The organism is Candidatus Woesearchaeota archaeon (assembly GCA_016180285.1).
In the GTDB taxonomy this organism is placed as follows: Archaea; Nanobdellota; Nanobdellia; order Woesearchaeales; family JACPBO01; genus JACPBO01.
The window spans coordinates 1-11,201 of the sequence record JACPBO010000030.1 but is presented as its reverse complement, the minus strand read 5'-3'; the positions used below and the strand labels follow the sequence as shown (position 1 = coordinate 11,201).

12 protein-coding genes are annotated in these 11,201 nt (G+C 35.0%); all 12 read left to right on the top strand.

Annotated features, from left to right (window positions below; all coding sequences use genetic code 11):
• Positions 1-771 (top strand): hypothetical protein (locus HYU07_05815; GenBank protein MBI2129727.1); only part of this gene is annotated, 771 nt, incomplete at its 5' end.
• Positions 768-1,208 carry a hypothetical protein gene (locus HYU07_05810; protein MBI2129726.1) on the top strand — a complete coding sequence of 147 codons (441 nt, stop codon included), beginning with the start codon at positions 768-770 and terminating at the stop codon, positions 1,206-1,208. The genes HYU07_05815 and HYU07_05810, both read left to right, overlap by 4 nt.
• The gene (locus tag HYU07_05805) at positions 1,205-2,035 is read left to right on the top strand and encodes a hypothetical protein (GenBank protein ID MBI2129725.1); all 831 of its coding nucleotides are present in this window, start codon (positions 1,205-1,207) and stop codon (positions 2,033-2,035) included. Before HYU07_05810 ends, HYU07_05805 begins: the two co-directional genes overlap by 4 nt.
• 2 nt (positions 2,036-2,037) lie before the next feature.
• Complete coding sequence (locus tag HYU07_05800; GenBank protein ID MBI2129724.1) at positions 2,038-5,493, top strand: hypothetical protein; 3,456 nt, start codon at positions 2,038-2,040, stop codon at positions 5,491-5,493.
• 1 nt (position 5,494) lies between these two features.
• Positions 5,495-6,016 carry a hypothetical protein gene (locus tag HYU07_05795; GenBank protein ID MBI2129723.1) on the top strand — a complete coding sequence of 174 codons (522 nt, stop codon included), beginning with the start codon at positions 5,495-5,497 and terminating at the stop codon, positions 6,014-6,016.
• Positions 6,017-6,047: 31 nt separating this feature from the next.
• Positions 6,048-6,782 (top strand): hypothetical protein, encoded by a 735-nt coding sequence (locus HYU07_05790; GenBank protein ID MBI2129722.1) that lies wholly within the window; start codon positions 6,048-6,050, stop codon positions 6,780-6,782.
• 194 nt (positions 6,783-6,976) lie between these two features.
• The gene (locus HYU07_05785) at positions 6,977-7,687 is read left to right on the top strand and encodes a serine protein kinase RIO (GenBank protein ID MBI2129721.1); all 711 of its coding nucleotides are present in this window, start codon (positions 6,977-6,979) and stop codon (positions 7,685-7,687) included.
• A gap of 5 nt (positions 7,688-7,692) precedes the next feature.
• Complete coding sequence (locus HYU07_05780; protein MBI2129720.1) at positions 7,693-8,271, top strand: RNA-processing protein; 579 nt, start codon at positions 7,693-7,695, stop codon at positions 8,269-8,271.
• A 288-nt stretch (positions 8,272-8,559) separates the two neighbouring features.
• A complete protein-coding gene (locus tag HYU07_05775; GenBank protein MBI2129719.1) occupies positions 8,560-9,408 on the top strand; it encodes a nucleotidyltransferase domain-containing protein in 849 nt (282 codons plus the stop codon).
• On the top strand, positions 9,387-9,698 hold the full coding sequence (locus tag HYU07_05770; GenBank protein MBI2129718.1) for a hypothetical protein: 312 nt from the start codon (positions 9,387-9,389) through the stop codon (positions 9,696-9,698). The genes HYU07_05775 and HYU07_05770 overlap by 22 nt, the downstream gene beginning before the upstream one ends.
• Before the next feature lie 10 nt (positions 9,699-9,708).
• Complete coding sequence (locus HYU07_05765) at positions 9,709-9,882, top strand: hypothetical protein (GenBank protein ID MBI2129717.1); 174 nt, start codon at positions 9,709-9,711, stop codon at positions 9,880-9,882.
• Positions 9,883-9,923: 41 nt separating this feature from the next.
• On the top strand, positions 9,924-11,201 hold a 1,278-nt coding region (locus HYU07_05760; protein ID MBI2129716.1), incomplete at its 3' end, for a DNA topoisomerase VI subunit B.

The window sequence follows — 11,201 nt, the reverse complement described above, 5'->3', positions numbered from 1 at the left end:
GGTTGTCCTATATATCAGGATAATGATTTTGAGCAGAAAAAGAAAAGGGGAGAGAGAGAAGCATATAGGAAGAAAAAAGGTATTGAAATTTATCAAGAACATGGTTTTGATATACCTAATATAATAAATGAATTCATAGATGATATATTTCTTAAATATGGCCAAATTGGTGTTCACTGTGAGGCCAAAGGAGCCAAAAAGTACTGTATCGCACTTGCCTACATTCTCCTAGGAAATAAAAAAGAACTAAGAAGAGTCGGTATTGAAGCTTCACAAGAAACAGATTACTGCAAAAAGTTCATTGAATATGGCATGTTCCTAAGAAGCATTTATGGTCAAAAGTTCATACCTATAAATTTAAGAGATTTTGTTTATTCTCTTAATAAGAAAGGTGATCTTGATAGTAAAAAATTAAGCCAAGAACTTACTTCATTAAGCACGGAATTAGGAGAGCCTGTAATACATGGATCTTTAGAAACAATGCTGCCTAAATTTGATAAGTTTATAGATCATACAATCAGCACTCAATATCCGAAAGAAAGTGGAAACCCTAAATTAAAGAAAGCAGGTATTACAATGCTAAAAGAAGCTGTGCAAAAGTACAATATTAATGAAGGGAACTTAGACATGCATCTGAAACTTGCACTTCAGCATATCAAATGGGGATTAAATAAATGTTACCAGGCCATACAAAGAGACCAACAGAAGACATATGAAGAAACTGAGGCAAGAGAAAAACCGGTAATGGGCTTAGTGGAGGCACTATTATGATTGAGACGAGAAAATCTGTGCTGGAAACCAAGTGTTTGGAAATTGCAAAGAGGCATTTAAGATACGTACTCTCTGACCCAAATCTCAACCTATACTTAAGGTCATATAAAACAGACGAGATTCATGAATTTTATGCCAGATTATTCAATAATCTTGGTATGTTATATGCCGGTAGACAATGGCACGAAGCAGCTAATGAAGAGATTATTCAACCCCAGTTTAGTGAAAGAAAAAATGAGTTCTATTTGCTTAAAGACCTGTTCTTGGTTTTAAGGGTTAACGATGACCTCGCCATTTTTAAGGTTTTAGAGTATTCAGGAGCAGAAATACAGCGTCAAGGCAAAAAAGGAGATTTTTTGGTAGATAACAATAACATCCGAAAAATAGTTGATTACCTAATGTCAATAAATGCGATTGATATTAAGAGGAGACTATGATGGTAGAAGATTTAAGAGATACTTTTAGCCACGACGATCTTTTTCAGAGTGAAGACCAGAAAACATATTTTTTAAGATCCGACAATAGTTTTCGCGGAATATATAATATAAGCGCTCTTGACTATTTAATCAGAATGGAAGAAAGAACTCAGATGAAGAAGAACGCAGTCGTGTTAAAAGACCTTTTTAGTAAACACCTGAATATGATTCAATGCGCTTTTATATACAGCGTACTTGGAAAAAATTGGGAAAAAGGGAGAAGGATACTTTCATTAAAATTCAGAGACTATGATGGTGATAAGTTTAAAGATTATTTCGTAGCCCATGTTGATGAGATAAAAGAAAGAATAAATATTTTATTGGAATATTGCAGTGAAGCTACTTCCTCTAACAGGAAGTCTATAGTTGATGAGTTTATAAGCATACCCTATAATCTTGCGACACGAAATGAGATTATTGAAGTTTATGAGATGGTAAAGAATGGAGAGATGAAGGGATACCCTTACAGATTCTTCCATCCAGAAAATGAAAGAGTCCCGAGAATATTAACAAAATACCTTGTTGATGATATACTCAACTTACATCATAATGAAGGTACCCTAAAGAACCTTACACGAGCGGATTTTTATGAATATAATCTGGGCTGGATGTTGGAGCAGTATTTTGGGGGGAATGTCAAAAAGGCATTAAGGCACACATACACAGAGCATGAATTCCCGGAGTTATATAAAACACGTTACTCTTCAGACGATATTCTCAGAGAGGTTTTTATCAGCTTAAATCAACCTAAAAAAGGGGCAAATCATGCATTAAACCAAACTGGATAAAAATGTCAAGAAAAGATTCAGAATCAAAAACACTTGAAGATTTGGCTAGAGAAGAGTTTAATAATATCAAACAACCAGCCATTAAAAAAAATCCTTTTCTTGGCTATTTTATAGCACAAAGATTGGTATCCAAGAATAAGTTGAAATCAAAACCTAAGGTCATGCCTTTAATAAACATAGTTGGAGAAATTGCTGGGGTAAAACCGCCGCATCATTCATTTTCTGGTATGAAATACTATCCTTTTTTTGCATTACAAGATATACTAAAAGAGGACATATTATCAGGAAACTATAACTATTTTGCTCCTGAAGGATTATATTTGGCGGCAAAAGAACTGGCAAAAAACAACATCTCCTTAAATATACCAATTACATATAAGCATATCCACAAAAAAGAAAATTTGATTGCATTCTTACAAATGCCTGAATCAAAAATCAAGAAAAAATGGGATCCTCATTACTTTGATATGACATTAAACAATATTGAATCTGCATTAGCATTCATGAGGAATAAATTTGATCAGGATAAAGACAATTTCTTTAAAAGATACGGCTCTGGTGCTGGAACTTACTTCTTGGCTAAAGATATGAAAAATAAAAGACAATATAACTTCCAGTTAAGAAAAATCTATACACTAATTGGCGATGGTGAAATGCTTTCACTGATTTTAGGAATAAAAGATGGAAGATTCGGCACAGAATGGAACCCGAAGGTTATGAATTTATCTCCCACTGAAATTGACGCTGTAAAAGGCACACTAAATGCTGTTTATAAAGAGGATGAACAAAAATTCTATGAAGCATATGGTTCTAGTTTAGGAGCATTTATTTTATCCAAAGAGTTAAAAAACCGCGGCATGGATATATCCCCTATGCGATTAAATGCCTTTCTTGTAAATCCCAGTGTTGCGCAACAATTACTGGATATCGAAGATAAACAGTTTGCTAAGAGATGGAACTTCGAATCCATCTTAGGAAGTTTAGGCGAGCTAGATGCCGTTGTTAAATTTATAGAACATGAATATAAAAGAAACCCTGATAATTTCTTTAATAAATATGGCTGTAATGTTGGCATTTATAATCTTGCAAAAGAGTTATGCACAGGCAATAAGCCAGGAGAACAAGTTATTCCTGATATTAATCTGGATGCAGTCTTTCAAATTATGAAGAACGGAACAACCTTGTCCAGATTATTAGGCATTCAGGATGAGCGATTTAAAAAAATCTGGAACACCACCAGAATAAGCACAGGTTCTTATTCTCATGTAACTGCAGTTTTACAATTCCTAAAAGAAAATTATGAGAAAGATTCAGATGCTTTTTTTGTGAGATATGGATCAAAAATTGGCCTTTATAATTTAATGAAAGATTTAAGAGCAAATCCTAAAATTACTAAAAAACCGCAACAAAGCCTCAGTGATATAGTGACAAAAGGAAACAAACTATCAGGATTATTGAGCATAGAAGATGAAAGATTCACTACTCATTGGAACCCAAGAAACTTAACCCTTAATGAAGAACAAACAGATAATGTAGTGGGTTTTTTAGCTAACAAATACAAAGAAGACGGTAATGCTTTCTTTGCACGCTACGGCTCTGAAATTGGTTTATACAATCTGGAGAATGATTTGTTGTCAGAATGCGGTGTAAAATTGAGTGCAATAAGACTAGCAACTATAGCAAAAGACCCCGAAGCATTAGAAATGTTTTTAGGAATAAAAGATGGAAGATTCTATACGCAATGGAATCCAAGGTCAATCCAGACCAAACAAGGATTGACAGGAAGAATAGCTGCATTTTTACGCCAGGAGTATGATAATGATGCTTTAAGATTCTTTATTAGATACGGAGACAAATTAGGCCAATATCTGATTCTTAAGGACATGGAAAAACAAAATATAAAAATCTCGCCTAGTCAGTTAAATTCTATTTTAGGAAGCACAAGTCTTGTTGCTAGGCTGATGGATATTCCTGAATCTAAATTTCAAGGCAAATGGAATAATATGTCCATCTACCTTCCCATCAAGGACATTGATCGGCTTGTTGATTTTTTAAAAGAGAAATATGAAGCAGATTCCAGTAAGTTCTTTGAAACGTTCAGCAGTTTGGATGGAATAAGCTATTTGATAGAAGCATTGAAAAAGGAAAAGAAAATTAGTCCAAATCCCATGCATCTGACAGAATTCTTAAAAGATGGTGATTTTCTCATGTCAATTCTGGGTGTTGATGATGAACGATTCAGAACAGAATGGAATATACGACTTCTTAAATGTACCAACAAGGAATCCGTTCGTATAAGGGAGTTTCTAAGGGAGCGATATTTTGCAGACACCAATGCATTCTTTGAAAAATATGGCTCAAGAACGGGATCATATAATCTGGCTTGTGATCTCAGAAAAGAGAAAATCCTTCCAAATACAAACTTACGTGATTTATTTTCTCTATTAAAAGGCAAAACAAAAGCAGCAGAATTTTTGGGCATAAATGATCCAAGATTTAGAGATAAGTGGGATCCCAAAATGTTACCTTTTAATTTAGAAGAACTTAATTCTTTGCTCAACTACCTGCGCTCAGAGTTCAAAAAAGACAAAAATAGATTTTTCAAGAAATACGGGAGCAGATTAGGGACAATTATAATAGCTAAAGAAGCGAATAAATACCTCGGAATACTATCAACAAAACCTCAATATTGTTCTTGGATTTTGTCAGATGGCAGAACGCTGTCTGACCTGTTAGGCTGTGAAGATGAACGTTTCTCAACAGAGTGGAGTAGAAGAAAATACATAATTGGATCAAAATCACATATTACATATAAAGAACTGGAAAAGACTGTTGCTGCTGGATTTGAAAGAATGAGGTCTGGTTGCGACCTGCCCGGTATCAACGAGGAGATTAATAAAAAAGACCCCTATATGCTATTAAGACATGAACTAAAAACTGCTGACATGAAAACTACATTGTATATCTTTGGTTTATATTGCAACAAAGACAAAACAAAAATTAAAAAGAACATAAGGGATTCTGTCAAAAAAGACAAAGAAAAGCTTGCTGAGTTAAAAAAGATAAAATCCATGGATGATGTTGCTGAAGTTGGCGAAGAAGAATTTATGAAACTAACAGGGCATTTGTTATACAGCTTTGACGAGAATATCAGGCAAAAAACACAATCAAAACTTGCAGAAATTTACGCCACTTTGTTTGGGTCATTAACAAAAAACTATAAAGGCTTTTCAGGAGAGCATTTCATGGAATACTGTAAAAATTTTGATCTTTTTATGTTGCACAGAAAAAGGAGAATTGATGAAAGATTTACATTCGCCAAGGGCATAAAATATATGGCTAAGTATTGGAATATGTCTGAAAAGAAACAATTAAAAGACAAAAATGTAATATCCCTAGATGCTCCATTCTATAGGGATAGCAACAGTCCAAAAACTTATCATGATGTGGTGTCATAAAATGAGAGAAATGAAATTAGGAGGACTTATTTACCGAAGAGTGAAGTCTGATTTTAGCAGACTAGCCAAAGAGTATATTACCTACTTAACTAACGATAGGTCAATACCGGATGGAGAAAGAGAAAAAATAATTGCAGTAGATGCGCGGGTATTTTTAACTCTTGCTGCGATTTATCATGATGCTGAAACAGTAAGCTATCTAAATGACGTGCTAGAAAAAGAAACCAAACGATTAACCGGCCATAATAAGGCTGCAAAAAAAGATGAAAAAGAATCTCCTTTAGAAATAAAGCCGCCAATAAAAGAACTTACAGAAAAAGAAACTCAGGATGCAAAGGGATTTAGGCCTTTAGAAGATGTGCTGACTGAATTTGGCATTGATCACGAGATATTCGCTTATGTGGCAAAAAACACAGGCACAGATATAAAAACTGTAAAGATAAATAATTCCCGTGTAGATGTAGTTTCAGATTTAGTTTATGAAAAAGTCAAGAAATATATTGGCGAGATAAGGTCTCGATAATTTATGAAAAATCTAGTTTAGTGCATCAAAAATGACCATCGGAGAAATATCAAAAATAGTATTAAATGACTCAGAAGTATTTAAAGCAATTAAAACTTGCTTAAAAGATGAAAATGAAAAAAGATTTCTGATTTACCTAAAAGAAGATGGCTCTATAAACATGGGGGGAATTATTCATGAAAATGAGAAAAAGCTAAGAGAATTACAAGAGGTTGACCTTAGCAAAGAAATTAAACATATTTTTGATTATGTTTTTAGTGAAAGATATTTGCAATTATGGTCTGAATTTGCTTATGAAGAATTTGTATCATGTATAAAAGCATATAGTGCTAAAAATATGACGTCCATTGATAAAAAATCAGGTATGCTAATTCTAACAAAATGGAGAGAGAATGAATTAACCTTAGAAGATGAAATAAATATAAGGACTGCATTACCGAGTAAAAATCTTTTAGATTTTACTTCAATGACGGCATGTGACCTGTTGGAATTAAATTTATTAAAAGAATATCATCCAACTTCTATTTTAATAAGAGGAGAATTAACCTTCAAAGATTATGTTTCACTATTGATTGCCGAGCAAAATGTCCCAAAAATAGATTTAGAGACTATTAAAAAGATAATGATTTCTGAAATTGCCGCATTTATTTCTGAGCGAGAATACCCTACAAAAGAACTCTATCAAGCGGTTACTGGATCTCTTAATTTGGAAAACAGAATTGTTACCTTGAATTCTGACTTTAAAAAAATGTATAAAAATATCTAAAAGCTACTTCTTCTTCAAATAAAGGATAGTAAGAAATTTCTGAAACCCAAAAAACTTTCTTAGAGTGATATCTGCAGTAATCCCTTAGAGACTATAGTTCCGTAATTCGTTTTGTTATTAAACATGCATCTTCTGAATGTTATAAGTTTCTGATTTCCCAAACATTTTTATATCCTTGCCTTTTCTCCTGTTTCATGCCGAAAGCAGTTTTTCATGAATGGTTCAAAACTTACAATAATGTGTTTGATCAGCATAGCGAGCGCCTTATTTTCAAGCTTATAAGCGAGGGCTATTTCGAAGGATTGAAAAGCCCGATCTCAATAGGAAAGGAAGCTAACATCTTTTCAGCTGAAAAAAAGGACGGCAGCCTGGTTATTGTCAAGATTTACAGGCTGCAGAACTGCAACTTCAATAAGATGTATTTTTATATCCAGTCAGACCCAAGGTTTCCGTCTTTAAAAAAACAGAGAAGAAAAGTAATATTTTCATGGGTGCAGAGGGAATACAGGAATTTGCTGAAAGCAAGGGAAGCGGGAGCCAGAGTTCCAACGCCATTAACATTCGCAGACAATATTGTTGTGATGGAATTTATAGGTAATAAAGAAGCTGCGCCAATGCTTAAAGATTCTTTGCCTCCGGATATGGCTTCTTTTTTCAAAGACATTGTTGAAAACATAAAAAAAATGTACAAAGCAGGGCTGGTGCATGCTGACTTGTCAGCATTCAACATACTCAACTTAAACGAAAAGCCTGTTTTCATTGATTTTTCACAGGGAACAGTCACAGACAACACAGAAGCAGAAAGCTTATTAAAAAGGGACATTAAAAACGTTTGTACATTTTTTAGAAAATACGGATTAAAGGCTGATGAAGAAAAGGTTTTAAAAAGGATCAAGGGAAAATAACCAAAATGGCTGAATTCAGGTACGAGCTCATAATACCAAAAGAAAGAATCGCTGTTTTAATAGGAAAAAAAGGCGAGGTCAAGAAAGCAATAGAGGCAAATACAAATACAAAATTGAACATTGATTCCGGAGAAGGCATTGTCAGGGTAGAAGGAAAGGATGCAATAAGCATGTTCAACACGCAGGAGGTTGTCAAGGCAATAGGCCGGGGCTTTAACCCGGATATTGCAATGCATCTTTTAAAGGCAGACTATGTATTTGAGCTTATTGACATTAAAGATTACGTGAAAGACAAGAAAAATCATCTTATAAGGCTGAAAGGCAGGGTTATCGGTGAAAACGGAAAATCAAGGCGCATCATAGAGGACCTTACCGGAAGCTGCGTATGCGTTTACGGCAAGACAATAAGCATAGTGGGCGAAGCAGAGCATGTTTCTGTTGCCAAAAGAGCTGTTGAAAGCCTGCTTAAGGGAAGCCCGCATTCAACTGTTTACAGATGGCTTGAAAAGCAGAGGAAAGAGCTGAAAAGAAAAGAGATGTTTGGCGAGGAGATTGAGCTAAAGGAAAGCATTAAAAATAAATAGTTAGTTCAACAAGCTGTTCAATCTTCAAAAACTATTTGTCAAAAACCACCAGCCATAGGCTGGTGGCATGTTGCTACTATTTGTAGCATCAGGTGGTTTTTGAGCATGCTCGGAAATATACCACACAACGAAATATGCAGCAGGATATTATCCATCAGTCATAGACTAATGGTATATTTCCGACATATAAATAATCTTACTATTATTTAGAAAATATTAATTTTAGCAGGGTTAAAATGTTGATAAAATAGAAATCTTTATATATCACTTAATATATATAGTTATTAAATGGTACAAGAAACAAGCCTATTGCTAACAAAGAGAGAACTTGAAGTAATAGACAAAAAACTAAAGAAAATGAAGCTGACACAGCAGGACTCTAATTACCTGAGCAAATACATAAGGCCAAAGCTGAGGGAAATGAGCTTAATAGACAGCAAAGGCTTACTATCCCTATTGGGCTACAACCAAAAAATCCCTGCTATTGAAAAAAGGATAAAAAGGCTGGTATTATCAAATATCAAGGAGGTCGGATCTATAACTATATACGGCTCTGCGATCTACAACAACTATGAAAGCTATAATGACATAGATGTACTAGTGGCTGTTAAAAAGAAATTTTGGGAAAAGCTTGGTGAAAAATATAAGCTGATAATCGCTATAAAAAACAAGGCAAAAAAACAGGGCTTAAAGCTGGATTTAGAGATATACACGGAAGAAGCTATTTATGAGTCATACTCCTCAAGTATAACGTTGATTTACCAATTAAAAAACAGCAAAACCATCTATGGGCTATTAAAATTGCCTGCCAAGACAGAAATCTATAAATTAGATTTAAGAATGAAAACAGATTACAGCATAATAGAGCCAGAGGATTTGGGCGGAATATCTGGTCTGGAATTATACAAGGCAATAAGAAATTTATGGTTAATAAAACTGATGATGAATAAAATTATGGACAACATGCTGCTCAATAAAATAATTGAAGATGAGCTGGGTAAAAATCTGGTAAATAAGCTTAAGAATAATCGTGGTTTAGTAACGGACAAAAAAATAGCTTATTTATACTTAAATAGATTATTAAAAAGTACATTGAACGAATTAAAGGAAGCAAAATGGGAAAAACTGCTGTTATAAAATCTCTGTCTAAGTGCATAGGCAATGTTGCTTTGCATAAGGCATTATTAAAACACACAAATAAACCAGAGTCTATTAAACATCTTAGAGATGAAGTTAAAGATTACGCATCAGATGCATTTGAAAAATCCCAGTTGTATTCTTGGACCGCTGAAGAAAAAGAAGAAATAAGGAATAAAGCCATAAGTAGAGCCAAAAACATAATCAAGGGATATCCTGATATCTCCTTTTCAGAAGATGAAATCCGAGAAAAAGTATTTGATACGATGCAGGAATTTTTATTAATGTGAGGCTATCAAAATGAAACGAAAGCTAATAAAGCAGGGTATAAGCGCTTTAACTATTACATTGCCCACAAAATGGGCTGAAAAATTAATCCTAAAGCCAATCTTCAAACATTCATTGCAGCTTACCATATTTTATTCAGTTCTTAACAAAAAGTTAATGGACAGAAAACAATATAAACCAGCATAAAAATAAATAACTATATAAACAACCATTATGCCACTTAAAAAATGCCTAAAGAAAAAGAAGTGATAGAAGAAAGCAAAGAGCCGATTGCAGTTGAGCTCGCTAAAGCTCAGAAAGAGATCTCTGTTGCGGAATTCTTTACAAAGAACAGGCATCTTCTTGGTTTTGACAACAAAAGAAAAGCATTATTGATGGCTGTAAAGGAAGCTGTTGATAATTCCTTGGATGCATGCGAAGAGGCAAGAGTTCTCCCGGAAGTAAAAATCGATGTTATCGACATGGGCCAGGAAAGGTTCCGCGTCATTGTAGAGGATAACGGCCCGGGAATTGTCAAGAAGCAAATACCGCCTATTTTTGCAAAATTGCTTTACGGATCAAAATTTCACACACTGAAGCAGAGCCGCGGCCAGCAGGGAATAGGCATAAGCGCAGCAGTTTTATATGCTCAATTGACAACAGGAAGGCCGGCGAAGATCGTTTCAAAAATCTCTCCGAAAGACCCTGCGCATTATTATGAGCTGCACATTGATACGCAGCATAACAGGCCGGAAATTGTAAAAGAAGAAATCATTGAATGGAAAAAAGAGCATGGAACAAAAATAGAGCTTGACCTTGAAGCAGAATACCAAAAAGGAAGCCAGTCTGTTGATGAGTACTTAAAGCAAGTTGCAATTGTCAATCCGCACATTACAATAATTTACACCAGCCCCAAAGCAGAGCAGATAATTTTTGCAAGAATAATCAATGAGCTGCCGCCGCAGCCAAAGGAAATCAAGCCCCATCCTTACGGAGTTGAGCTTGGAATGCTTCTCAGCATGCTCAAAACCACAGAATCAAGGACTTTGCAGAGCTTTTTAACAGCAGAATTTTCAAGAGTAGGACCTGGAACTGCAAAAGAGATCTGCCAGAATGCAGCATTGCTGCCGAATACAAGGCCGAAAGATATGAGCAGGGAAATGGCTGAAAAACTATCGCAGGGAATACAGCAGACAAAGATAATTTCCCCCCCTACTGACTGCATAACCCCAATTGGGGAAGCATTACTGGAAAAAGGATTAAAAAAAGAAATCAATGCGGAGTTTTACTGCGCAACAAGCAGGCCGCCAGCTGTTTACCGGGGAAATCCTTTTATAATAGAAGCAGCTGTTGCATATGGCGGGGATCTTCCAAAAGAGGAAAACGCAAAACTGCTGAGATATGCAAACAGGGTCCCATTGCTCTATCAGCAGGGAGCCTGCGCAATTTTTGACGCTGTAACTGAAACAAACTGGAAGCCTTATGGCCTGCAGCAGAGCGGAACTTCACTGCCTTTCGGGCCTATA

Excerpts from the sequence above, each read along its gene's own strand:
- HYU07_05775 (MBI2129719.1), top strand. The coding sequence starts at position 8,560 with ATGGTACAAGAAACAAGCCTATTGCTAACAAAGAGAGAACTTGAAGTA.
- HYU07_05800 (MBI2129724.1), top strand. The coding sequence starts at position 2,038 with ATGTCAAGAAAAGATTCAGAATCAAAAACACTTGAAGATTTGGCTAGA.
- HYU07_05805 (MBI2129725.1), top strand. The coding sequence starts at position 1,205 with ATGATGGTAGAAGATTTAAGAGATACTTTTAGCCACGACGATCTTTTT.
- HYU07_05770 (MBI2129718.1), top strand. The coding sequence starts at position 9,387 with ATGGGAAAAACTGCTGTTATAAAATCTCTGTCTAAGTGCATAGGCAAT.
- HYU07_05795 (MBI2129723.1), top strand. The coding sequence starts at position 5,495 with ATGAGAGAAATGAAATTAGGAGGACTTATTTACCGAAGAGTGAAGTCT.
- HYU07_05765 (MBI2129717.1), top strand. The coding sequence starts at position 9,709 with ATGAAACGAAAGCTAATAAAGCAGGGTATAAGCGCTTTAACTATTACA.
- HYU07_05790 (MBI2129722.1), top strand. The coding sequence starts at position 6,048 with ATGACCATCGGAGAAATATCAAAAATAGTATTAAATGACTCAGAAGTA.
- HYU07_05785 (MBI2129721.1), top strand. The coding sequence starts at position 6,977 with ATGCCGAAAGCAGTTTTTCATGAATGGTTCAAAACTTACAATAATGTG.
- HYU07_05810 (MBI2129726.1), top strand. The coding sequence starts at position 768 with ATGATTGAGACGAGAAAATCTGTGCTGGAAACCAAGTGTTTGGAAATT.
- HYU07_05780 (MBI2129720.1), top strand. The coding sequence starts at position 7,693 with ATGGCTGAATTCAGGTACGAGCTCATAATACCAAAAGAAAGAATCGCT.